Annotated in this window: 25 protein-coding genes, 1 pseudogene and 1 riboswitch; of the genes and pseudogenes, 8 read left to right on the forward strand and 18 right to left on the reverse strand. The window is 31.7% G+C overall.

The window, feature by feature from the left end; translation table 11 throughout:
- The first annotated feature begins 15 nt into the window (after nt 1-15).
- Both CD121_RS10510 and CD121_RS10515 read left to right on the forward strand, forming a co-directional pair.
- Complete coding sequence (locus CD121_RS10510; RefSeq protein ID WP_107999880.1) at nt 16-369, forward strand: hypothetical protein; 354 nt, start codon at nt 16-18, stop codon at nt 367-369.
- The gene (locus tag CD121_RS10515; protein ID WP_017636465.1) at nt 369-551 is read left to right on the forward strand and encodes a hypothetical protein; all 183 of its coding nucleotides are present in this window, start codon (nt 369-371) and stop codon (nt 549-551) included. The genes CD121_RS10510 and CD121_RS10515 overlap by 1 nt, the downstream gene beginning before the upstream one ends.
- 71 nt (nt 552-622) lie before the next feature.
- Here the strand turns inward: CD121_RS10515 and CD121_RS10520 are convergent, their stop codons facing one another.
- The 3 genes from CD121_RS10520 to CD121_RS10530 all read right to left on the reverse strand — a co-directional run bounded on the left by CD121_RS10520 (nt 623) and on the right by CD121_RS10530 (nt 2,502).
- Nucleotides 623-811 (reverse strand): hypothetical protein, encoded by a 189-nt coding sequence (locus tag CD121_RS10520; protein WP_126568205.1) that lies wholly within the window; start codon nt 809-811, stop codon nt 623-625.
- A 10-nt stretch (nt 812-821) separates the two neighbouring features.
- The gene (locus CD121_RS10525) at nt 822-1,460 is read right to left on the reverse strand and encodes an HAD family hydrolase (RefSeq protein ID WP_126568207.1); all 639 of its coding nucleotides are present in this window, start codon (nt 1,458-1,460) and stop codon (nt 822-824) included.
- A 115-nt stretch (nt 1,461-1,575) separates the two neighbouring features.
- Nucleotides 1,576-2,502: a bile acid:sodium symporter family protein gene (locus CD121_RS10530; protein WP_126568210.1), complete on the reverse strand. Its 927-nt coding sequence runs from the start codon at nt 2,500-2,502 to the stop codon at nt 1,576-1,578.
- Between the two features lie 310 nt (nt 2,503-2,812).
- Here CD121_RS10530 and CD121_RS10535 point away from each other — a divergent pair, with 310 nt between their 5' ends.
- Complete coding sequence (locus CD121_RS10535; protein ID WP_046467118.1) at nt 2,813-3,343, forward strand: hypothetical protein; 531 nt, start codon at nt 2,813-2,815, stop codon at nt 3,341-3,343.
- Nucleotides 3,344-3,404: 61 nt separating this feature from the next.
- Here the strand turns inward: CD121_RS10535 and CD121_RS10540 are convergent, their stop codons facing one another.
- Entirely contained in the window at nt 3,405-5,003 is a 1,599-nt protein-coding gene (locus tag CD121_RS10540; protein ID WP_017636470.1) for an alpha-glucoside-specific PTS transporter subunit IIBC, read from the reverse strand.
- Nucleotides 5,004-5,211: 208 nt separating this feature from the next.
- Between CD121_RS10540 and CD121_RS10545 the strand changes: the two genes are divergently transcribed.
- Nucleotides 5,212-5,973: a MurR/RpiR family transcriptional regulator gene (locus tag CD121_RS10545; RefSeq protein ID WP_126568212.1), complete on the forward strand. Its 762-nt coding sequence runs from the start codon at nt 5,212-5,214 to the stop codon at nt 5,971-5,973.
- Nucleotides 5,974-6,030: 57 nt separating this feature from the next.
- On the opposite strand, the gene CD121_RS10550 is transcribed toward CD121_RS10545, so the two are convergent.
- The 8 genes from CD121_RS10550 to hutU all read right to left on the reverse strand — a co-directional run bounded on the left by CD121_RS10550 (nt 6,031) and on the right by hutU (nt 15,469).
- Nucleotides 6,031-6,543, reverse strand: a complete 513-nt coding sequence (locus CD121_RS10550; RefSeq protein ID WP_017636472.1) for an SRPBCC family protein — start codon at nt 6,541-6,543, stop codon at nt 6,031-6,033.
- Between the two features lie 245 nt (nt 6,544-6,788).
- Nucleotides 6,789-8,081 (reverse strand): Na+/H+ antiporter NhaC family protein, encoded by a 1,293-nt coding sequence (locus tag CD121_RS10555; RefSeq protein ID WP_017636473.1) that lies wholly within the window; start codon nt 8,079-8,081, stop codon nt 6,789-6,791.
- Between the two features lie 81 nt (nt 8,082-8,162).
- Nucleotides 8,163-8,260, reverse strand: a riboswitch (SAM riboswitch).
- Nucleotides 8,261-8,313: 53 nt separating this feature from the next.
- Entirely contained in the window at nt 8,314-8,886 is a 573-nt protein-coding gene (locus CD121_RS10560) for a hypothetical protein (RefSeq protein WP_046467115.1), read from the reverse strand.
- A 259-nt stretch (nt 8,887-9,145) separates the two neighbouring features.
- Nucleotides 9,146-10,027, reverse strand: a complete 882-nt coding sequence (locus CD121_RS10565; RefSeq protein ID WP_126568215.1) for an SDR family oxidoreductase — start codon at nt 10,025-10,027, stop codon at nt 9,146-9,148.
- A 107-nt stretch (nt 10,028-10,134) separates the two neighbouring features.
- Nucleotides 10,135-11,262, reverse strand: a complete 1,128-nt coding sequence (locus CD121_RS10570; protein ID WP_126568218.1) for an amidohydrolase — start codon at nt 11,260-11,262, stop codon at nt 10,135-10,137.
- A complete protein-coding gene (locus CD121_RS10575; RefSeq protein ID WP_017636478.1) occupies nt 11,255-12,436 on the reverse strand; it encodes a SulP family inorganic anion transporter in 1,182 nt (393 codons plus the stop codon). Before CD121_RS10575 ends, CD121_RS10570 begins: the two co-directional genes overlap by 8 nt.
- 136 nt (nt 12,437-12,572) lie before the next feature.
- Entirely contained in the window at nt 12,573-13,808 is a 1,236-nt protein-coding gene (hutI, locus tag CD121_RS10580; protein WP_126568221.1) for an imidazolonepropionase, read from the reverse strand.
- Nucleotides 13,808-15,469: a urocanate hydratase gene (gene hutU, locus CD121_RS10585; RefSeq protein ID WP_046467112.1), complete on the reverse strand. Its 1,662-nt coding sequence runs from the start codon at nt 15,467-15,469 to the stop codon at nt 13,808-13,810. Before hutU ends, hutI begins: the two co-directional genes overlap by 1 nt.
- A gap of 212 nt (nt 15,470-15,681) precedes the next feature.
- On the opposite strand from hutU, the gene CD121_RS10590 reads away from it, so the two are divergent.
- Nucleotides 15,682-16,551 (forward strand): LysR family transcriptional regulator, encoded by an 870-nt coding sequence (locus tag CD121_RS10590; RefSeq protein WP_017636481.1) that lies wholly within the window; start codon nt 15,682-15,684, stop codon nt 16,549-16,551.
- Here CD121_RS10590 and hutG read toward each other — a convergent pair.
- Nucleotides 16,546-17,481, reverse strand: coding sequence for a formimidoylglutamase (gene hutG / locus CD121_RS10595; RefSeq protein ID WP_017636482.1), 936 nt, complete (start codon nt 17,479-17,481; stop codon nt 16,546-16,548). The two genes, CD121_RS10590 and hutG, sit on opposite strands and share 6 nt — an antisense overlap.
- A 235-nt stretch (nt 17,482-17,716) precedes the next feature.
- Here hutG and sdpC point away from each other — a divergent pair, with 235 nt between their 5' ends.
- Both sdpC and CD121_RS10605 read left to right on the forward strand, forming a co-directional pair.
- A complete protein-coding gene (gene sdpC / locus CD121_RS10600) occupies nt 17,717-18,832 on the forward strand; it encodes a peptidoglycan release complex CPBP-like subunit SdpC (protein ID WP_017636483.1) in 1,116 nt (371 codons plus the stop codon).
- Between the two features lie 126 nt (nt 18,833-18,958).
- On the forward strand, nt 18,959-20,098 hold the full coding sequence (locus tag CD121_RS10605; RefSeq protein ID WP_107999871.1) for an FAD-dependent oxidoreductase: 1,140 nt from the start codon (nt 18,959-18,961) through the stop codon (nt 20,096-20,098).
- An 85-nt stretch (nt 20,099-20,183) separates the two neighbouring features.
- Here CD121_RS10605 and CD121_RS10610 read toward each other — a convergent pair whose 3' ends face one another.
- Nucleotides 20,184-20,873, reverse strand: coding sequence for a ribose 5-phosphate isomerase A (locus CD121_RS10610; RefSeq protein WP_107999870.1), 690 nt, complete (start codon nt 20,871-20,873; stop codon nt 20,184-20,186).
- A 168-nt stretch (nt 20,874-21,041) separates the two neighbouring features.
- On the opposite strand from CD121_RS10610, the pseudogene CD121_RS10615 reads away from it, so the two are divergent.
- A pseudogene (locus CD121_RS10615) lies at nt 21,042-21,701 on the forward strand (MOSC domain-containing protein).
- A gap of 72 nt (nt 21,702-21,773) precedes the next feature.
- On the opposite strand, the gene CD121_RS10620 reads toward CD121_RS10615, so the two are convergent.
- From CD121_RS10620 to CD121_RS10635, 4 genes are all read right to left on the reverse strand, one after another.
- Nucleotides 21,774-22,784, reverse strand: coding sequence for an aldose epimerase family protein (locus CD121_RS10620; protein WP_046467106.1), 1,011 nt, complete (start codon nt 22,782-22,784; stop codon nt 21,774-21,776).
- A 30-nt stretch (nt 22,785-22,814) separates the two neighbouring features.
- A complete protein-coding gene (locus CD121_RS10625) occupies nt 22,815-23,141 on the reverse strand; it encodes a YnfA family protein (RefSeq protein WP_017636488.1) in 327 nt (108 codons plus the stop codon).
- A 215-nt stretch (nt 23,142-23,356) separates the two neighbouring features.
- Nucleotides 23,357-24,589 (reverse strand): ABC transporter permease, encoded by a 1,233-nt coding sequence (locus tag CD121_RS10630; protein ID WP_017636489.1) that lies wholly within the window; start codon nt 24,587-24,589, stop codon nt 23,357-23,359.
- On the reverse strand, nt 24,582-25,481 hold the full coding sequence (locus tag CD121_RS10635) for an ABC transporter ATP-binding protein (protein ID WP_126568223.1): 900 nt from the start codon (nt 25,479-25,481) through the stop codon (nt 24,582-24,584). The genes CD121_RS10630 and CD121_RS10635 overlap by 8 nt, the downstream gene beginning before the upstream one ends.
- Nucleotides 25,482-25,509 lie beyond the last annotated feature (28 nt).

Genomic DNA, 25,509 nt, shown 5'->3' on the forward strand with positions numbered 1-25,509 from the left:
ATTAAGGAGTACATTATGAGTAAAACATTAATTCAAAAAGCATTAAAAATATCAATCATATTTTTAATTATCTTTTTCTTACTCAATTATTTTTCTGTTAAAACCCCAAATCTACTACCATTAATTGGTAAGTCACTACTGGCAGCAATTGTTTTCTTTATCATATATGTAGTTGCGTTTACCATTTTAAATTCTCCTGAGAGAAAAATGAAATTTGGAACTACTTTGCCAATAGCCATTATTATTGGATTAATTATTGGTGCCATGATTTCACATATAAAAATAGGCGTTTTAATAGGGATTGTAGTGGGTATTATCGCAGGATTTATTTGGGAATATATTGAAAATAGGAACGGAGGACAAAGTTAATGTCTGTCATTATTGGCGTAATTATTCTTATCTTATTAATTATTAGTTTAATACCAAATTATAACGCTTTAAAATTAGCTAAGTCTCAAGGTCAAAAAACCACTCGTTTTGCCATTATGGTTGGTATTGATGCGATATTAATTGTATTGATTCTAGTTACCTTGTTATTAAAAATTATGTAAATGAAATATTTTAATCAGTAAAAATCCGCTTCAAACTGAGTAAGATCTACTCATAATTGAAGCGGATTTTTTTATAATCTACCTTGTAATAATAAGAAATATCCAATAGTCGCTAATATTAAATATATCATCGTACCAACAAGAAAAGATCGCACATGTATGTGTAAAGGAATACTTTTATTAAACATAGGACCTAATATCAAGTTTCCAATACCAATGATGATAGGCCCAGCTATGAAAAACAGGATTGTATAAAACATTCTATACCTCCTATTTACGACTAAAGAAACGCTTAACAATATTATCGAAATCAATATCTTTAGCTACATAATTAACAGTAGAAAAGTCTTGTTCTTCAGTCATAACATTTGTATTTACAATAACATCCAAACCGGCACTATTTGCAGCCGTTGCACCATTTACTGAATCCTCAATCGCTAAGCAGTTAGTCGGATTATAATTTAGTTGTTGTACTGCTGTTAAATAAGGTTCCGGATTGGGCTTAACATTTTCAACATCTTCTCTACCCACAATCACATCTATATATTTATCTAAACCTAGTTTATGGAATGTAGGTAATATATCTTCTCTATGACTACTAGTCGCAATTGCCATCGGAATATGGCGTTGCTTTAAATATTCCATTAATTGTTGAATCGTTTCTATTATTGGTAAATTTCCACTTGTATCAGTATGTTCTTTATAAATAGCTGCTTTTTTCTCTGGGCCAATAAGTGCTTCAAGATAATTGTGAAGTTCAGTTGCTGCCCCACCTATTGATCTTCTATAAAATTCTAAAGTAATTGGTGATTCATTATGTTTAATTAAATGTTTATTAATGATATCAAAAAGATGTTTTTCTGTATCGATTATAGTTCCATCAAAATCAAAAACAACTGCTCTATACATATGCGTACTCCTTTATCTATATATATAAAATTAAATCTCAATGTCTCATATTTTAACATAATCTAGATACTATCTTAGTAAAAAATGGGATTTAACCTTCTGATAAATGAGTCAATTAAATATCTTTACTTCTAGAAGACCAATATTTTGCAAGAATAGGTCCTGAAATATTATGAACTAAGCTAAATACAGCCCCTGGCACAGCAGCTAAAGGACTAAAATGAACTGTTGCAAGTGATACTGCTAAACCAGAATTTTGCATACCTACTTCTATCGCTACGGCTTTTTTATCTTTATAATCCATTCGGAATACTTTAGCTAATACATAACCGATTGTATAACCAAGAATATTGTGTAAGATAACAACTACAAAAATTAACAATCCTGTTTTCAAAATTTGTGTTTTACTAGCTGCGACTACAGCTGCCAAAATAAGAGAAATGGCAATAACAGAAATTAATGGTAATGCTGTAGCTGTCTTTTGAGCAAAACGTCTTGCTACCTTTTGGAATACAAATCCTATAATAATTGGTATCAATACTACTTGAACGACTGACCATAACATACTAGCAAATGAGACCTTCAACCATTCATGTGCAAAAATATAGATTAATGCTGGTGTAACAAAAGGCGCAATTAAAGTTGAGACACTCGTTATCGCTACAGATAATGCTACATTTGCTTTAGCTAAATAACTCATTACATTACTAGATGTTCCACCTGGACAGCATCCAACTAAAATCACACCTATGGCAATTTCAGGAGGTAATTGAAAGCCTTTAGCAATAAGAAATGCTAAGGTAGGCATAATCGTAAACTGTAAAATAACGCCAATAATGACAGGTTTTGGTGATTGTAAAACAATTTTAAAGTCTTTAGGATCTATAGTCATCCCCATTCCTAACATAACAATCCCAAGCATGTATGGTACGAAACCACCTAATATTGAGATGTGTGAAGGAAAAATAAATCCAAGCACAGCAGCAAATAACATCCAAAATATAAATGTTTTTGTCGCAAATTGACTGATTCGATTTAACATATAAACACACCCTTAATAGTTAATAATGACAAATATTATCATAACTATTTATAATGGACAATGTTATTTTCAGAATTTTCTTATATTTTAAGTTATTTACGGTCCCTGTAATTAGATTTTAATAAAGTCCTTTAATCCATGATACTCATAGTATTGGCTAATGAAATATTCTTTTTTACTAGTCTTCATTCAAAAGTCCTAGTGAATATCAAAAAGAAGCATGGTACAATCATTTTAAAGCAACAAAAACTATTACCCTACTTAACAATAAATTTCTAAACCATGAATGTTAGCAATCGGGAGGCATAACATGTTGATAGACAAATTTGAAACTTACATTATAAATATCGCAGATTTAAAATCTCGATCATCTCGCAAAACATTATCAAAGCTATGTAAGCAGATTAAATTTTGCGAATCCTTTCAATATCAAATATTTAAACAACAAGGTATGTACGCTTTAGAAGTAAGCTTACCAAAACAACAATTACCTTATTTTATTAGCTTTTTAAGTTTTCATAATTTCACTATTTATCAAATATTATCACCAAAACAACTTGATGAACTACTTGATTCAGATCATTTATATCAATCAGCTAAACGATTTGAACTATCTATTGACGGATTACAAGATGCCTTTATTAAAGACAAAGTGATAGATATAATGAATATGTTTATGAATCATTATGATATTAGCTATACATTAAATAAAAATTGTGCAAGTATCATTTGTCCACCTGAAGTTTTTTCTAAATTATTACATACAGTAGCAACACGTAATATAGATATCCTATCAGCTGGTTATAAATCTAAAATGATTCATAAAGCTAGAATTTCCTAATTCAATTAACTATAAAAGGGATTCCAAAACGATATATTTTGGAATCCCTTATTTTTATTTATTATTTATCATTTTCATCATAAACCAGATGTTCAAACGATTCTCTAACCTGTGGTACAGACATTCCTACTACCACTTGAACACTTTTACCACTTTTAACTAGACCGTGAGCCATTTGATTATGTGTAAAATAACTACTATCTTCTACTTTATTTTCATCTTTCACAGTTAAACGTAATCGAGTTGTACAGTTAGTCACATCTTTAATGTTCTCTTTACCGCCTAAACCATCTAAATAATATGCTGCTTTATCATCATACTCATTCCCAGTTGACGTATGTTTTGTAGCATCTTCTTGTCCTTTTTTCTCTTTATAATCTTGTTTAGAGAATAGTTTAACTTCTTCTTCATTTTTGCGTCGTCCAGGTAATGGAATATCAAATTTTAATATTAAGAATCTGAATAAAACATAATATATACCTACGAATATAAGTCCTATTACCACTTGAATCACATACGTCATCCAGTGTTCTTTACCAAGTGGTATCCAGTTAGTAGCTAAGAAATCTAGGACGCCACCACCCATATTACCAACTAAACCGAAACCGTACATAATTGTATCCATTGTTGCAGCTAACAATGCGTGTAATACGAATAAGAATGGTGCGATAAATAAGAATGTAAATTCTAAAGGTTCAGTAATACCTGCTACAACAGCTGTTAATGTTGCAGGTATTAATAAAGCTGCTACTTTTTTACGGTTTTCTTTAGGTGTTGTTGAATACATAGCTAATGCAATACCTAAACAACCAAATACTTTACCATTTCCTTGTAGCATAAAGCCATATGGAAATTGTTCTTTTAATGGTTTACTGCTTTCGGCAAATTGATTTAAATGTTGTAACCATTCCGCTTTAAGTCCATGATTCACGACTACTGGTCCAACTTCAATTGGTGCATAAATAAAGTGATGTAAGCCAGTAGGTATTAATACCCTTTCTAAGAAGTGGTATAACCATACTCCTACATAGCCTGAACCAATAATAAAATGTTGGATAGATGCAATACCATTTTGAATAGTTGGCCATACTACGCAAGTAATTGCAGCAACAGGTAACATCACAAAGAAAGAAATCGTTACTACAAATGTTAGACCTTGGAACACACCTAACATTTCTGGTAAACGTTTACTATAGTAGCGATTATGTATCCAAGTAATGATCCCTGAAATGATAATACCACCTAAAATATTAGTATCTAATGTCTCGATACCCGCTATTGCTTTTAATCCAGTAACATTTTCTACACCTTTTTCCAAGTTAGCACCAAATGTATGTGGCCACTGCGTTAATATCGCATTGATAAATGTATTAAACATTAAATAGCCCATTAATGCTGCTAGTGCGGCATGACCTGGTGCTTTTTTAGCTAATGATAGTGGTAATCCTACTACAAATACGATTTCCATATGATTGAAAATAACCCAACCACCAGATTCTATCACTGACCAAAATTTAAACCAAAACGTATGTTGATCTGCTAAACCACCCATTATAGTAGGATTTTTAAATAAAGTTGCAAATCCAAGGACAATACCAAAGAAAGCAAACATTAATACCGGCACAATCATTGCGCTACCAAATCGTTTGATTGCATTCATTATAATAACCTCCACATCCCAATGTCGTTTTATTCGTATAAAACCTCGTATTTATAAACAAGGTGTCACCGAAATATCTTATATCTAATATATAGTAAACGCTTACATACTCTCAATGTCATTGACGAATTTTGAAAGTATTTTGTATAATCAGATTATGTTTTCATATGATGAAAATTTTTTCAACATTAATAAACGAGGTGTCATCATGATTTTAGATGAACGAGTTAATATGAATTTTAATCAACTTAATGACAACGATTTGCAAATTGCACATTTCGTTAATAACCATATAGATTTATGTAAAAATTTAAAAATACAAGACTTATCTCAACACACACATGCATCTAATGCGACTATTCACCGCTTCACGCGTAAATTGGGGTTTGATGGTTATAGTGATTTCAAATCATTTTTGAAGTTTGAAAGTGAAAAGAAAAATCAGTTACCATCTGACTCTATTGAATCTTTTAGACAAGAAATTGAAAATACATTTAGTTATTTAGATAGAATTGATTATGAGTTATTAACAAATAAAATGAACGAGGCTGGAACAATATACTTATATGGTACAGGGCGAGCACAAATGAATGTGGCTGAAGAAGCACAACGTATCTTATTAACTATGCACAAAAATATTATTATTCTCCATGATGTTCATGAATTAAAGATGGTTTTAAACAAGACAGTGCCTCAAGACTTGTTCTTTATCATTTCCTTATCAGGCGAAACATTTCAACTGAAAGAAGTAACTCAGCTATTAAAATTACACCAAAAATACTTTATATCAGTAACAACGATGAAAGATAATACATTAGCCCAGCAAGCCGATTATAATGTTTATGTATCTAGTAATACTTTTTATTTAAATGATGGCACTGATTATTCTAGTTTTATCAGTTATCATATTTTCTTTGAAACATTACTTCGAAAATATAATGAACGTAAGGAAAAAGAAGAACTCAAATAAAAAACGCAAGCATCGGTAACCTAAATGTTTAGGTTAAACCAATTTGCTTGCGTCTTTTTAATTATTTTTTTGTTCTTCAATTTCTTCCAATACAGTATTCATTTTATCAAACATTAATTCGAAACCATGTGCTGTAGAGTCATGATATTCTTTCTTTTTCTGTTTGTACTCAAGATTAGTCAATCTTCTTTCACGTTCAATATAAGATTGGTAATAGAAAAACATTTGTGTGCCACCTGATTCACGTTCGAAGAATTCAACTTCAATAATATCTTCTTCGTTACTTAATCCAGGCATACCAATAGTCATTTTGACAAATTCATCCATCACTAATTCTTCATAAGTACCTTCAATAATATTTTGCTTACCATTTCTACTATCTACAATGCGGTACTTACCGCCTTCTTGAACGTCAGCTTCAAATGATTTATTCGTACGTTTAGACGTCATAAACCATTGTTTTAAAATATCTTCTTTTGTCCAAGCTTCATAAATAGTTTCAGGTGAATATTTAAATAAACGTTCAATATCAATTTCTACATATTCATTTTCCACATTATACTTTGCCACTATATGTCACCTACTTTCACTCTTATTTCTATTCTAACGTATTTACTCAAACTTCCAAACATTTATCCTTAAAAATGCTTAATCTTTATACATTTAATCTAATTTACCATTAAACCCTATTATTTAAACATCTCTATTATAGAAACTAAGGATAACATTACTTTCATAACAACCATTTAAAAAATCCGAGACTTAGTTCAGTCTCAGATTTATATTAAAATATGATTCATTAGTCAACATTTACGCTATCGTTTTTTTAATTTTGGATAACCTAAGATGATTGCTATTAATCCACAAATACCTAACATAATCGGATAAATACTATAAGGTACTAGTAAAAATGGTGAGATGCCTGCTACACCAGCAGCAGAAATAACTTGGGGACTATATGGTAATAATCCTTGGAAACAACCACCAAATATATCTAATATACTTGCTGATTTACGAGGATCAACATCATATTCATCAGCAATATTTTTGGCTAATGGTCCTGACATAATAATTGAAATCGTATTATTAGCAGTTGATATATCTGCAACACTGACTAAACTAGCAATACCTAATTCCGCGCCTCGTTTAGATCTTACTCTGTCTCTAACGAAATTGAGCAACCAATCAATCCCACCATTATGTTGTATCAGACCGACTAAACCACCAATAAGTAAAGCAATCATTGCAATATCTTCCATTCCGATAATACCTTTGGATACTGCATTCAATAAACCTTTCCATCCGAAAGAGCCGTCGATAAGGCCAATCATTCCAGATAAAACTGTCCCACCAATCAGAACAATAATAACATTAACGCCCACTAGTGCTAATATCAGTACAAGTAAGTACGGAATGACTTTAACTAATTGGAAATCATAACTTTTAGAATGATCCATGGAAATTCCATTCGTTAATAAAAATAGAATAATAATTGTTAAAATCGCACCTGGTAATACAATTCTAAAATTGACTTTAAATTTATCTTTCATCTTTGTATGTTGCGTACGTACTGCTGCAATCGTTGTATCTGAAATCATAGAAAGGTTATCTCCGAACATCGCACCGCCAACTACTGTTGCCATTGCTAGTGCTGCTGATACGTCAGTAGCTTGTGCAAAACCAAATCCAACAGGCGCAATCGCTGCAACTGTTCCAACTGAAGTACCCATAGAAATAGAAACAAACATACAAATGATAAATAAACCTACAATGATTAAGTTTTCAGGAATAAGTGACAAACCAAGATTAACAGTTGAACTCACGCCTCCCATTTTCTCTGTAGTCGTTGAGAAAGCGCCTGCCAAAATAAATATGAGCATCATTAAAATAATATTTGAATGTCCTGCTCCTTTAGTAAATACTTCTACCTTAGTAGCAAATTTTTCCTTACGATTCATTAATAATGCAACGATAACAGTTATTGTAATCGCTACATTTAAAGGCATAGTGGTGAAATCTCCTGAAATAATACCTACACCTAAAAATAACAGCATAAATAATAATAAAGGAAATAACGCCCAAGCATTACCCTTCTTAGTTTTTTCCATAATTAGACCTACTTCCTATATTAATAAAAAATACCTCTTTTCTAATTATTTAAGAAAAGAGGTTTGCCTTCAATTACTATCCCCTTATCTTCAAACCTCAATTGGTTTCTGGAATTGGCACATTATTTTATGTTGCCGAAGCTTCATAGGGCCAGTCCCTCCACTTCTCTAGATAAGTGATTTGCATTTAAATTTTACGTTACAAGATAATTCCAATAACGTCAATCATAAATTATAATTTCGTCGTAAAGTATTTATCATAGATAATTAATCCTATTGCTACTAATAATAGTAATCCAACGGCTATACCAAAGACAATCCACCATTTTAGATAAAGTGAAATTATCATAGCTATAATAGAAATAATGGTAACGATTATGGCTACTATTTTAAGTTGACGTTCAAGTTTTTCAGAAATGACTTTATACTCATGATTAGATTTTTTTAACGTTTGTTCATCGATTTTTAATTTAGTTTCTAAAAAGTAAATGAATGAAGATGCTAATAATAATAGTAAAAACCCAATCCAAGGGTTTGCGCTTTGTAATAAAGCTACTGAAGCAAAACCTATATAAAAAATCCCTGCAATACAACCTAATAATCGATCTATGATTGGACTAATCCATATCTTGTTATGTTTAATATTTCGATTTACAAAATATAAATTCTTCAATATATTGCTAATAACGAATATTGGTACTACTAAAAAGAAAAACCATTTAAATGATGGGAAGAATGGAATAAAACTTATACCTATAACTAATGCAATAAAAGGAATTAATCTAATGATTTGATCTTTATTCATATAGTGTGCTCCTTTATATTTAAAAGATATTTATACAACTAACTAATCACTTTCCCCTATTATTTCTGATTACTGTAATTAAAGTTAAAGCACTTTACATAATTTTATTATTTATTTTGTATTGTAATTATACATTATTCGCATTTAATTTCCAAATTCATTTTGAATTTATTTAATTTAAACTATATGTTAAACATAAAAAAGTCGATAAAGCATCTTAGCTTTATCGACTTAAATTTCAATTATCCATTTAAAATTTCTAATCTATTTGAATGCCGCCTGTGACACCAAATACTTGTCCAGTTGTATAACTAGATTCTTCTGCAGCTAGTAAAACATAAGTACCAGATAATTCAACTGGTTGACCTGCTCTACCTAATGGGGTTTGTTGACCAAATTCAAGAATATTAGATTGTGGTTGGCCTCCTGTAATTTGTAATGGAGACCAGAATGGACCAGGTGCGACGCAGTTAACTCGGATACCTTTAGGACCAAGTTCTTCAGATAAACTTTTAGTTAGTGAAATAATCGCTGCTTTTGAAGCGGCATAGTCGTGTAATATTGGGCTTGGATTATATCCTTGTACAGATGATGTTGTAGTAATTGATGCACCTGGTTGTAAATAATCAAGTGCTTTTTGAACTGTCCAAAAAATTGGGTATACGTTAGTTTCAAATGTTTCTGCGAATGATTGTGTATCAAATCCTTTAATGTCATCATGATATTGTTGATGACCTGCGACTAATGTTACATTATCTAATCCACCTAATTGTTCATAGGCTTTTGTGACCATGTCATAGTTAAATTGTTCATTTCTAACATCACCAGGGATAAGCACTGCTTGTTGTCCTGCTTCTTCAATGACGTGTTTAACTTCTTGTGCATCTTTCTCTTCACTCGGAAGATAATTAATTGCGACATCTGCACCTTCTTTAGCATAGGCTATAGCTGCTGCACGTCCAATAGCTGAGTCGCCACCTGTGACTAACACTTTAAATCCTTTTAATCTGTCATGACCTATATATGATGTTTCACCACAATCTGGCTCTGGTGTTAAATCACTTTGCAAACCAGGGAGTGATTGTTCTTGTTTTTCATATTCAGTTGTTTTAAATTTATTTCTTGGATCTTGTGCTGACATTTCAAAATCATCTCCTAATATCTATATGTTCTGTTTATACCCAAGTATATCTACTCTCTAATCATTTTTAATTTTTCTAAAATTTAATTTAATAAAAAACACAGTTACTATTGATTTAGTAATTTTTTAACTAACTCTACAAAATATGAAGGAACCTTTTCCAATATACGTTCATCCGGATCAAATAGAGGATGATGTAAATCATATTCACTGTTTGAACCAATAAATGCAAATACACCAGGATAACTTTCAGTGTAGCCTGAGAAATCTTCTCCGATTGTCAGTGGCAAGTCCATAATTGAAACATTATAACCAACTGTTTCTGCCACTTCAATTGCGGTCTCTGTTAACTGATCATCATTAATAACAGTACCAGGCAATCTAGTATATTGGCATTCTACTTCTATATTAAATGTCTTCGCTAGGCCACTCGCTATATCTTTCATTCTTTGTTCAATATAATCTCGATGTTCAGGTTTAAATGATCGCACAGTTCCTTGTACATATGCATGATCTGCAATAACGTTCCATGTATTCCCACATGAAATTTCTCCAATAGTAACAACCGCGCTATCAAACGCAGATAAATTTCTACTTACAATTGTTTGTAGACTATTGATAAGCTGTCCTAATGCTACAGTTGGATCATTTCCTTGTTCAGGTTTAGCAGCATGTGCCCCTTTACCTTTAATTTTAAATTCAAATCGGTCGACAGCAGAAGTAATTGCTCCTTTTTTAATAGCAAATTCGCCTATATCCATTGTAGGATAATTATGAAAGCCTAAGACCGCTTTGACTCCATCTAATGCTCCTGTTTTAACTATTTTTCGAGCACCATAACCTAATTCTTCAGCAGGTTGAAATATAATTCTTACACGTCCGTTTAATTCATTTTCTTGTGCTTTTAATTGAGTTGCCACACCTAAAATACTAGCCATATGTATATCATGACCACAAGCGTGCATAACGCCTTCATTAGTAGAAGTAAATTCATGTTCTACTTGTTCATTAATTGGTAGCGCATCTATGTCTGTTCTGACAGCTATTAATTGCTCGCCTTGACCTACTTCAGCAACTAATCCAAATCCAGTATCTAATGGTAAATCTAATATGGTAATGTCGTGTGCTTCTAAAATACGTTTAAGTCGTTGTGTCGTTTCATATTCCTTTTCTGATAGTTCCGGAAATTGGTGAAAAGTCCTTCTCCAATTCACATAATCAGTATAATTAGTCATTTGTAACATCACCCTTCTTAAAGAGATAAAATATAATATAATAAATAATCGTGCCCACTATTACACCTATAGCTAAATTATTAGTCATAAGAATAAGTATGATAGTTAATAACATAATACTACTATGCATAATCGGCGCTTCTTTAATATGACTCACTGTACGTCTATCGAATGTATTAAGAGAAACTGTTACTAATACAACAGCTAGCACTACCATTGGAATTAAACCAACTATTGGCCCTAATAACACCATACATAATACTAATAAAATACCAGTCATTAATGTAGATAGCCGAGTTGTTGCGCCCATTTTATAATTAAATTTAGATTGTCCTACTAACCCACTAGAACCATAACCACCGACAATACCTACGATAATGTTAGAAATTCCTTGTCCTCTTATTTCTTTATCTTTATTAGATGTTGTGTTACTGATTGCATCCATCATATTCGCAGTTAAATTAGTTTGAATGACTGCAATCACTGACATCGTAAATGCATACTTAAATATAATCAACCAATCAAAAATTGTCATTGATGAATTTAGGGATGTTAATTGTGGCATTTTAAATTTAATATTAGCTAAATCGTGAACATACTGTAAATGTGGGTGAATCATTGTCGTTAATAACGTAATGATGATAATAGCTACTAATGGTGCAGGTATGGTTTGAATCCATTTTCCAGATAGATAAATCACTATAAAGGTTAAACACGCAACGATATATGTAGATAATGATACACCGAATATATATTTAATTTGAGTAGTTAATAGTAATATCCCCAATGCATTCATAAAGCCAATGACAACAGTTTTAGGGATATAATTAAGTAATTTATCTATATGACAAAAGCTATATATAATTAAAAGGACACCCATCATTATTGTTGCTAAAAATAAATAATGTGTGCCATATTGATTAACTAAAGGTGCACCTATAATAGATATGCCACTACTTGGACCTGAAACCATTGCAATTCTTTTTCCCAGTATACTCATTAAACACATCATTAACCCACAACTCATTAATCCAATTGAAGGTGGAACATGAACAATAAAAGAAAATGCTATAGTTACAGGTAATAAAGCTAACCCCATTAAAATACCGGAAAGTATGTTTTGTCGATATTGGCCTTGCCATTGTTTTAAGTATTGCGTTCGTACCAACATCATGTGTAGCCAACTCCTTATAAATTCATGTTAACACAATTGTCAAACTATTCTAATAAATGTACATTTTTTCTCTTATATATAAAAAGAACCGTGTCTTCATATCGACACGGTTCCACATGGTTAAATTATGAATGAATTAATCTAATGAAAATTCGTTATCAACAATGACTCTACCATCTTTGATAACTTTTTGTGCATGGTTAATACCAAAGTGATAAGGAATATATTCGTGGTTAGGTGCATTCCAAATAACGATATTGGCTTTGTCACCTTCATTAATTGTACCTGCATCTAAATCAATCGCTTTTGCTGCATTAACTGTAACAGCATTCCAAACTTCATTTGGAGATAGTTTTAATTTTAATGCAGCAATCGCCATAGCTAATTGTAAGTTATTCGTTACACTACTACCTGGATTGTAATCCGTTGCAATAGCAATTGCACCGTTATTATCTAACATGCCTCTTGCATCAGCATAGTCATTTTTATCTAAATAAAATGTTGTAGCTGGTAATAGTACTGCTACTGTATCACTATTTTTTAATTTTGCTTTACCTTCAGCGCTTGAAGCAACAAGGTGATCTGCAGAAATGGCATTTTCATCAATTGCTAATTCTAAGCCACCTAATGGGTCTATTTCATCAGCATGAATTTTCACTTTGAATCCTGCTTCTTTAGCTTTTTGCATATAATGTCTAGATTCTTCAACTGAGAATACACCTGTTTCACAGAAGATATCTGCAAAATCAGCATATTCCTTAACTTCTGGAAGTAATTCAATCATTTCATTTAAGAATGCTTCATTTGATTCTGCTTCCTCAGGTACTGCATGTGGTCCTAAGAAAGTATGTTTCATATCTAATCCATATTTCTCAGCTAAAAGATTAGATACTCTTAATTGTTTAAGTTCATTTTCTTTATCTAAACCATAACCACTTTTACTTTCAACACCTAATACACCATGTTGAACCATAGTTAATAAGTCATGTTCTGCTTTTTTGAATAAGTCATCTTCGCTAATTTCACGTGTAGCTTTTACTGTTGAAAGAATGCCACCGCCAGATTCTAATATTTCTAAATAAGATTTCCCTTGACGTTTAAGTGACATTTCGTGTTCTCTTGAGCCACCGAATATTAAATGCGTATGTGCATCAATTAAGGATGGAGATACTACTTTACCAGTAGCATCTATGATTTGTTCTGCTTCATATTTATCTGTATAAGGGCCAGAATAAACAATCTTTCCATCTTTTACTACAACTGTACCATTTTCAATAACATCTAATTCATCAAGTTCTGCACCTTTTAATGGACGATCAGTAGATTTTGGTAAAATAAGTTCTTTGATATTTTGAATAATTAAATCATTCATTATTTATCCTCCGTTTCATCGATCATAGGAATTTTGATGCCTTTGTCTTTCGCAGTTTGAATTGCGATATCATAACCAGCATCTGCGTGTCTCACTACTCCCATACCCGGATCTGTAGTTAATACACGTCCTAAACGACGATCTGCACGTTCTGAACCATCAGCTACAACAACCATACCAGCGTGTAGAGAATAACCCATACCTACACCGCCACCGTGATGGAATGAAATCCAAGAACCACCAGCTGCAGTGTTAATTAAGGCATTTAATACCGCCCAGTCACCAACTGCGTCACTGCCATCTCTCATACCTTCTGTTTCACGGTTTGGACTAGCTACTGAACCTGAATCTAAGTGATCTCGACCGATAACGATTGGTGCTGAAATTTCACCGTCACGAACTAATTTGTTTAGTGCTAATCCCATTTTCGCACGTTCTTCATAGCCTAACCAAGCAATTCTTGATGGTAAGCCTTGATAAGCAATTTTTTCTTCAGCTAAATCTAACCAACGAATTAATTTTTCATTGTCTGGGAATAATTTTCTCATTTCTTCATCTGCACGTTCGATATCTTTTGGATCTCCACTTAATGCAGCAAAACGGAATGGTCCTTTACCTTCACAGAATAATGGTCTAATGTATGCTGGCACAAATCCTGGGAAGTTAAATGCATTTTCTACACCATTGTCGTAAGCAACTTGACGGATATTATTACCATAGTCAAATGCTACTGCACCTTGTTTTTGGAATTCTAACATTAATTCTACATGTTTAGCCATTGAGTCTTTAGATAATTCAACGTATTTCTTAGGATCTTCTTTACGTAATTGTTTAGCTTCTTCTACTGAATAACCTTGAGGTACATAACCATTTAATGGGTCATGTGCACTTGTTTGGTCAGTAATGATATCAATTTTGAATCCTTTGTCTAAAATAGCTTTGTGTAAATCTACTGCATTACCAACTAGACCGATTGATAAAGCTTCCCCTTTTTGTCTAGCATCTTCAGCTAATTTTAATGCTTCATCTAAATCTTTAGTTTTTACATCACAATATTTTGTTTCTACACGTTTATCAACACGTGTTTCATCGACTTCAACACAAATTGCCACACCATTATTCATTGTTACAGCAAGAGGTTGAGCGCCGCCCATACCGCCTAATCCTGCAGTTAATGTCACTGTACCAGTTAAATCACTGTTATATTCTTGGTTACCAAGTTCTGCGAAAGTTTCATATGTTCCTTGAACAATACCTTGTGAACCAATATAAATCCAACTGCCTGCAGTCATTTGTCCATACATAATTAAACCTTTTTTATCTAATTCATGGAAGTGATCCCAGTTTGCCCATTTAGGTACTAAAACTGAATTTGAGATTAACACACGTGGTGCTTCTTCATGAGTTTTAAATACTGCTACTGGTTTACCAGATTGTACGAGCATTGTTTCATCTGCTTCTAAGTCTCTTAATGTATTTTCGATTGCTTCAAATGCTTTCCAGTTACGTGCCGCTTTACCGATACCTCCATAAACAACAAGTTCTTCAGGATGTTCAGCTACCTCTGGATCTAAATTATTATAAAGCATTCGTAATACCGCTTCTTGTTCCCAACCTTTACACTCAATATCTAAACCTTTTTTTGCATGAATTTCTCTCATTACTATCTCTCCCATCCGAAATAATATCTATAAATTCAAAGTTTTTAATATGTACACTTATAGAATAACCTAAATAATCAAATAATTTAGACTATTGAACATGTACTAAATTAAGTTCTTACACGCCCATTATATTATGCTAAAATATAGATAACAAATATAAATAAACTAATTATTTATAGGTATAAACTATAACTAACTGGAGATGACTTATGAAAATCATTCAATTAGAGTACTTTTTAGCCGTTGTTAAATATAATAGTTTTACAAAAGCTGCCAATTTTTTACATATCAGTCAGCCCTCTTTAACAGCTGCTATTAAAAAGATGGAATCAGATTTAGGCTATGATTTATTTATGCGCACTACAAAAGATATTAAAATTACCGAAAAAGGTATTCAATTCTATAAATATGCGGAACAATTAGTTCAACAATATCGATCAACAATAGAAAAGATGTATGATTTAAATATTTCATCTGAACCGAGAATTAAAATTGGTATTTTAGAATCAACAAGCCAATGGATGGCAAATGTTATTCACGCTCATCATACTCAATATCCAAATCAACAATATCGTATTAATGAGGTACATGATCAACATCAATCAATTGAACAACTTATTAACTTTGATGTGCATTTTGCTTTAACAAATGAAGAAATTAGGCACCAAGATATTACTTCAATTGCACTTTACAAAGAATCCTATATTTTACTAACACCTAAAGATGCTTTTCCTAAACAAAAGACAATTCAACTAGATAATCTACCTTTAATATTACCTAATAAAAGCTCACAAGTTCGTAAACATTTAGATGATTATTTTAATAGAATGAGTATACATCCTAATATTATTATGGAATCTGATCGCTTTGAGTCAGCTACTAATTTTGTACATTTAGGTATAGGATATGCTGTTATTCCACGATTTTATTATCAATCGTTTAATACTAGTAATTTAGACTATATTAAAATACGTCCTAATTTAGGTCGCAAAATTTATATCAACTATTTAAAAAAGAGAAAGCACTCTGAACAAGTACTTTCTCTCATCGAACAATGTATTGAATATTGGAATTTATAATAAGAAATGGTGTACTAAGTTAGCAATCAGTTTCGCAGTTCTATTATCTTGATCATACTTAGGATTCATTTCTGCGATACTAACTGATTTAACCTTATCACTTGGTACAATACGTTTAGCTAATTCAAAAACTGTGTGTGGATAGATACCTAATACTGCTGATGCGCTGACACCTGGTGCAAAGGCACTATCTACAACATCCATACAAATTGTAAACATAATCACGTCATGATCATGAATAAAGCGTTCAATCATATCTTTAATTGGTGGGGATACTTGATGTAGCAATTCATCAGCATAAACAAATGAAATGCCTTTTTCCTCTGCGTAGTCAAATAACCCTTGTGTATTGCCACCTTGAGATATACCTAGAACCATATAGTCGGCATTATCATCTTGTTCAAGAATCTGTCTAAAACTAGTTCCTGACGTTGATTCTCCTTCATCACGTGTATCAAAATGGGCATCAATATTAATAACACCAATGGATTGATTAGGATAAACTTTTCTAGTAGCTAAATATTGAGCATAAGCAATATCATGGCCGCCACCTAGAAGAAATGTTTGTTTGTGATTGTGAATAGATTTCGCTGCTAACTCTGCAAATTCTTTTTGTGTATCAATTAGTTGTTCGTTATCGTGCTCTACATTTCCGTAATCAACAATTTGTTCACATTGATTTAAATCTGGTAATCCTGCAAATGATTGTTTAATCGCATTAGGGCCTTCTTTAGCTCCAACTCGACCTTTATTTAGTTCTACGCCTTTATCAACGGCATAGCCTAACATACCTACACCTTTTTGTTCATTACTATACTCCACATTTCTTAAATCATTAAATTGAATCGTTTGAAAATGTCTAAATTGTTTAGAATCTGTTTCACTATCAAGTCTTCCTGTCCATAAGCTTGGTTCGGCTTGTTGATACATTGCTCTTCCCCCTTGATTTCATTCACTAACATTATATTTTAAGTATAACTTTAGCTTATTTTTTATTCAATGTAGTTATTTTATTCCCGATTCACTGAAATTTAATTACGTTTATAATTCATTCCTATTACATTTTGATGATAATTGAAATAGACAATTTATCTAACATCTTATAACATGTATAATTGTAAATAAAAATAATAATTGCTTGTTTCCGTAATGGAGGTTACATAAAATGAAAAACAATCGAATTTCTGGGTTTCAATGGGCAATGACAATATTCGTATTTTTTGTCATTACGATGGCCTTATTCGTAATACTTAGAGATTTTCAATCGGCAATTGGAGTAAAAAGATTTGTCTTCGATATTACTGATCTTTCTCCTTTTATCGCTGCAATCATATGTCTACTCGTCTTTAGATATAAAAAAGATCAGATGGCGAGTTTAAAACTATCATTGAGCCTTAAAGTTGTGGAGCGTATATTACTCGCTTTAATCATACCTTTATTTATATTTATCATAGGTATGTTCTGTTTCAACACGTTTGCAGATAGTTTCATACTTTTACAGGCATCAGATTTATCAGTTTCAATAACTGCTATTATAATTGGCCATTTAATTATGGCATTTGTAGTAGAATTTGGTTTTCGTTCATATTTACAACATATTGTAGAAGTTAAAATGAATACTTTCTTTGCAAGTATCGTAGTTGGTATCATTTACTCAATCTTCAATGCCAATACTACATATGGAATAGAGTTTGCTGGTTATCATTTCTTATATACATTCGCATTCTCTATGATTGTAGGTGAATTGATTCGCGCAACTAAAGGTAGAACAATTTATATAGCTACTATTTTCCATGCTGCTATGTCATTTGGTTTAGTATTCTTGTTCAGTGAAGAAGTTGGTGACTTATTCTCTATGAAAGTCATCGCATTGGCTACTACTGCAGTAGGTTTAATCTATATTATTTTAAGCTTAATTATACGTGCCATCTTCTATAAAAAGACAAAACAAAGTTTAGACGAAGTTGAACCTAATAATTATTTAGATCACGTTAATGACCATTCTAATGATAGTGAAACTAATAATGAAAATAATCATAATGATATTCAAGAAGATGACGCATCTGATTCTCGTAAACATGATCAATCCTCTGATAATGAACAACATTCTAAAACGTCTATTGATGATGAACAAGAACATGACAATGATTCTTCTGATTATTTAAGAGAACATACTTCTTATAAACAAACACGCCGTTCATCACGTCGTTCATCAGTTGTATCTGAAGCACAGGATGAAATCAAGGACTCTGAAAATTCTAGCCCTAATAACAAATACTAATTATATTAAACTCGTCTTATTCAATTTATTGAATGGATGAGTTTTTTGTTTTAAATATAGATATTTGGGGGTAAACTCTTTCAGTAATAATTTAATTATAACTATGAGTTTAAAAGGAGTAATACAATGAATATAAAAGATAGTAACAACCCTATTACAATTATCGGTGGTGGCATTGGTGGGCTGACTTTAGCTAGAGTGCTATATGTAAATGGTATTCCTGCTAAAGTTTATGAATCTGATGCCTCTCGTGATGCAAGAACTCAAGGTGGACAATTAGATATACATGAATATAATGGACAAGTTGCCTTAGAAAAAGCTAACTTATTGGACGAATTCCAATCAATTATACAAAAAGGCGCTGATGCCTCTCGCATCGTTAACCATAATGGTGACATACTTTTAGATTTACCGGATGATGAATCAAATGGACGACCTGAAGTATTACGTGGTGATTTAAGAAATATATTAATAGACTCATTGCCACATGATATGATTGTTTGGAATAAAAAAGTGGATCATGTTGAAAAATTGGATAATACACAATATAAAGTGGTATTTAGAGATGAGACATCTGTAACTACAGACAAACTTATTGGTGCTGACGGTGCTTGGTCTAAAGTTCGTAACATCTTAAAAGATATTAAACCACATTATTCAGGTTATACATTTATTGAAACATATCTATATGATGTAGATAATCAATATCCTAAGACTGCTCAAAAAGTAGGAAAAGGTGCAATGTATGCTTTATCGCCTAGTAAAGGTATTGTTGCACACAGAGAAGCTGGAGACATCCTTCACACATATGTACAAATGAAATGTGATAGTGAATGGATCGATAGTATAGACTTTGCAAATGGTGAAATAGCGACAAAAACAATTGCTGCAGAATTTGAAGGTTGGTCACCAGAAGTAACTGCCTTAATTACTGAAGCGAATAGTTCAATTACACCTCGTAAAATTAATGCGTTACCTGATACACATCGTTGGGAACGTCAATCAGGGGTTACTTTAATTGGTGATGCTGCACACCTAATGGCTCCTTCTGGGGAGGGTGCTAATTTAGCCATGTTAGATGGAGCTGAGTTAGCTGAATTGATAGCTGAACATAACAATAATTTTGATAAAGCAATCGAATTATATGAAGCAAAAATGTTCCCAAGAAGTGAAGCCGAAGCAAAAGAATCTCATGAATTATTAGATATTTGTCTTGGAGAGAATAGTCCTCAAAGTTTAGTTGATTTATTCAAAAGTGCTCAATAAGAATAAAATTTAGAAAAATAGCCTTAAGATGTTCTAACAAACACCTTAAGGCTATTATTTATATAATATAGAAGTAAAAATTTTATTATTCACGGTACATTTTTTTAACACCTTGTTGTGTACCTATAATGGCTTCGTCAGTAATATCAAGGAAATAACCTGTTTCTAATACACCCGTAATATGTATTAAAAACTCATGCATTTCATATGGATCAACACCTTTTGGTAAGGCACAGTCTAAAATATAGTTACCATTGTCTGTAGTTACAGGCACATCTTCAGTAACACGACGTTGCACGATTACTCCATCAATTGTTTCTATTTTTCTGGCAACCTGATACCAATTAAATTTATCTACTTCTACTGGTAATTTAAATGTTTCTCCTAAATAATTGACTACTTTATTTTCATCAGCAATGACCACAAAACGGTCTGCCATTTCATCAATGACCTTTTCTCTAAATAAGGCACCGCCACCGCCTTTAATTAAGTTGAGGTTTGGATCGACTTCATCTGCCCCATCAATAGCTAAATCGATTTTTTCAACATCATTTACATCAACAATTTCAATATTTAGTTCTTTAGCTAAAAAAGCAGTCTTATTTGAAGTACAAACACCTTTGATGTCGTAATTCTTTTCTTCAACAAGTTGTGCTATTTTAGGAACTAACAATTCAATTGTACTACCTGTACCAATTCCTAGTGTCATACCGTCTTCAATTTGATTCAAAACATCATTCAATGTCATCATTTTAAGTTGTTTTACATCATTCATTACGTCATGAGCCTCTTTTCTAAATCGTTTACATTTCCTATTTTACATGACTTTTTTGATTTAACATACCTTATTTATCGTTTAATTTTTAATATATTTTAAAATTTTACATAAAAGCCTTGAGATATAGTAAACTATCATTTAAATACTTTAAGAGGGAGGATAGAAATGATACCTGTTTACGCTATTTCAACTGGGAAAATAGAATCGCTACAATATAAAGACTCAAAACCAATGCAATCAGCTATTAATAAGCGCCCTTTCGAAGGAGATATGTGGTTATCTAAACTAGGTTTTGTTGATGATGAACAAGCCTATTAAGACCACGGTGGACCAGATAAAGCAGTCTGTTGCTTTAGTAAATCAAACTATGACATGTATAAAGATGATTTAGAAAAACTGCCTGATTATGCAATGTTTGGGGAAAACTTAACTATTAAAAATTTAGATGAAAATGAAGTTTATTTTGGTAATCAATATCGTTTGGGTGAAGCAATTATAGAAGTATCGGAAATCAGAGAACCTTGTTGGAAAATACAAGCAAAATATGGTTTACCCAATTTAGTGAAGCGCATGTCTAAATCAGGATAAACAGGATTTTATTGTCGCGTAATTAAAGAAGGATTTGTCAGTCAAAATCATCATTTAGAATTAATTAAAGAAGCAGACCCGAAGACTCAATTATCGGTTCAAGAATTAAATGATATTTATTATAATGATAGAAAAAATACTAAGAGAATTTCACAAGCTTTAAAAAATCCATATTTATCAATGAAAAGATATGAAAAATTAGAAAAGATGTACCAACGTGCAACAAAATCATCATAATTAAAATACTTTCTAAGTATAAAGAAAGAGTGAAACCAATGGAATCAAAACCGTAGGCTTCACTCTTAATAATTACTTTTCATTTATTTCATAACTTGTTTGAGAATAAAATGTATCATTGGCTTTTAAAATAGACGAAGCGTCTTCACCATACATATTAATATCATTTGGTAAAAATTGAGATTCAATAGCTAAGCCAGAATGTGCCTTATAAATATTAGAATCACTATTCCAATCTTTTGGTTGATTAAATGTATATAATACATAATTTGGCATATCAGTTTTTACATCTAATTGAAACTCACCGTTATCTATTGATAATTGATGGCCTCCAACTTTGAATGGATGATCCAAGCCATTAAAAGTGTCAATTTGTTGTGCTAGTTGAGCATGTTTACTTTCAAATATATCTTTAAAGTATATATCACTACCATTAAAAATTTGATGTAAATCTAGTGTTTCATCTGTATTTATTAAATGTTGTTCATTAAGTTGATACATATTCAATTCAGAACTATATAGACGGTGATTATCGATAACATTATTATCTCTGTTCAAATTAAAATAAACATGATTCATCGGATTAAATAATGTTGTCTTCGTTGATGTAGCCTCATATTCAACTGTCCAACAATGATCGACATCATAAGTATGGGTAACTTTAACATCCATATTTCCTGGGTAATTATCATCTGTTTCCTTTAACGTTGTCTTAAAAATAATTTTTACTTGTCCCAATTCTTCGACTACTTCATAGTCAAATAACTTTGTATCTAGCCCGTGACCCCCGCCATGGATATGATGATTACCATCATTTGCTTCTAATTGGTATTTTATTCCATCTAATGTGAACGAAGCATCGGAAATTCGACCACCGTATCTTCCTATAGTCGCTCCAAATTTAAATGGATTATCAAAATAAAATTCGTCCGCTTCAACAACATTCCCTAGTACAATATTATTATCATGATATTTCCATGATACTATTCTTGCACCAAAATTTGTAAATACAATTTTCGTTTCTTCATTATCAATTTTAATTAAATCAACACCATATCTTTGATGCTCAATTTCAACATTCATTACTTATTTCTCCCTTTCAAACACGTTTTATTAGGCCCTATGTGGTAATAACATTATTAAAACGCCAATTACACATACTACAGCACCCAATACATCGTATTTATCTGGCATATTTTTATCAATGAACATAGACCATACTAAGCTCATGACAATAAATATACCGCCATATGCGGCATAAACTCGTCCAAAAGTTGGAAATGATTGTAACGTCGCAATCACACCATATAGGATGAGTATGATACCACCAATAATACCTAGCCACGATGGCTGACCTTCTCTAAGCCATAACCATATTAAGTAGCCGCCTCCTATTTCACAAAGACCTGCTAATATAAAAATCATCGTTGAATATAACATCGTTCTATCTACTCCATCCTAATAAGGGGTTATATTAATCAATTATGGTTGATGATGTGTATCAATCAGTTATTATTTTATATTAACTTCTTTGCTAACTCATACACATTGTTACACTTTTTCACCTAATATTCCATAGATAATTACAATTTAAAGAGGAAGAATGTTATGTAAGCTTTTTCAAAATGACATTAACACTCTTCCCCCTCTTTTATTTATTTTTTCATTACTTTTTTAATTGAGTTAATAAGACCTTTTTCAAATGTTAAAACTGAATCTTTGTATGTTTTAATAGCAATCCATAACAAGATCACCATAACTACTAATGAAATCAACATACTTAATACAATTTCCCAAATTTGTAATTCCGTCGATTGAGCGCGCACCAACATTTCAAATGGGGCTAAAAATGGAATAAAGCTTGTAATTTTAGCCAATAAAATATCAGGTTTATATATACTGAAAATAGCTATATAAAATGCAATCATTGCAAATAAAGTTAAAGGCATTAAGGTTTGATTAATGTCTTCTATTCTGGATGCTAAAGAACCTAAAATGGCTGCTAATAAAACATAAGTTAATATACCGATAATCACACTTAAAATGCCTACTATAATAATTTGCCATGATATGTCACTCATTGATAAATCAAAACCTTTGAGCATACGCTTTAAATCAAAAGCATATATACAAATGATTGCAACCACAATTATCATAGCTATTTGTGTAAACGCTACTGCTATGACACCTGTTATCTTAGCCATAATATGTGTTATCGGAGACACACTCGTAATAATCATTTCTATAACTCTTGATGTTTTTTCAGTTGCAATTTCCATAGCCACTTGTGTTGCATAATTGAAAATAATAAAAAACATTAGCATCAAAATGGCATAAACAAGAATCATATTAAATACTTTTTGGCTTTCACTTAATTGTTGTCCTTTATCATCTGATAAGATGTGGCTATCTACTTTACTTTGAGATTGTAATTTTTTTAAATCATTATCGCTAAGATGCAATTTCGATGCTATTAGTTTTGATTGAAGATTTGTAAGTAAACCAGTCACTTTTTGTTGTTTTTCTTGTGAAACGTTATCTTTACTCAAAATGGTCGCTGAAAGTTGATGGTCTTTATCCATTTTGATGATATAAGCTTCCTTTAATTTTTCACTTTTGACTTGAGATTTCGCTTCTTTTTGACTCACTCTTTCAAACGTTGCTTCCTCATCAATCACATGGCTCTGTTGTTTAATTGCTTTATATAATGGTTCATTATTGGTTACGACACCTATATGGTCATCATCACCTTTGAACATATCTATAATTTTGTCAGCATTTGATAAAGCTACCATCAAAATAATGACAATAACCATAAATATCATAAAGGATTTAGATTTAACCTTACTTTTATATGTTAATCCAAATGTAGCCCAGAATTTATTCATGAAGATCACCTACCTTATCAATAAAGATATCTTTCAGTGATGGTTCTAACACTTGAAATCGACGCACATAACCATGTGTTATAACTTGATTGTATATAGATTCAGCTATAGCCTCATTTTCTATTGTTAGTTTAATGTCATGCTTATTCACTTCTACATCAATAACACCTTGAATGCCTGTTAATTCTGGCATTGATTTATTAGTTTCGATAATTACCTGTTTATATCCATGAGAAGATTTAACTTCTTGTATATCGCCTGAAACTACTAGTTCTCCATGATTTAAAATACATACATCGTCACATAATTCCTCGACATGCTCCATACGATGTGAACTATAAATAATCGTCGAACCTTGGTTATTTAAATCTTTGACCGCTTCTTTTAGTAGTTCAACATTGACTGGATCTAATCCGCTAAAAGGTTCATCTAAAATAAGTAATTCAGGTTGATGAATCATACTTGCTAATAACTGAATTTTTTGTTGGTTACCTTTGGACAGTGAATCAATACGTTTATGACGATTTTCAGTAATTGCAAATCGATTTAACCAATAATCTATATTTTTCTTAATAGCTTTTTTAGACATACCCTTCAAAGTAGCAAGATAAGTTAATTCGTCTTCAACAGTCATTTTTGAATGCAAACCCCGCTCTTCTGGTAAATAACCTATACGATTGTACATCGACTTATCTATAGTATGCCCCTCATATGTAATGTGACCTTCTGTTGGTTCACTTAATCCTAAAATCATTCTAAATGTAGTTGTTTTGCCAGCACCATTACGTCCTAAAAACCCAAGCATTTTTCCTTTCTCAAGTTCAATCGATATATCATTAACTGCTGTAAATTGATTAAATTTCTTTGTCACGTGTTCAATATTTAATGACATGGTTACCTCCCAAATTAATGACTTAATT

The organism is Staphylococcus pasteuri (genome assembly GCF_003970495.1).
GTDB lineage: Bacteria > Bacillota > Bacilli > Staphylococcales > Staphylococcaceae > Staphylococcus > Staphylococcus pasteuri.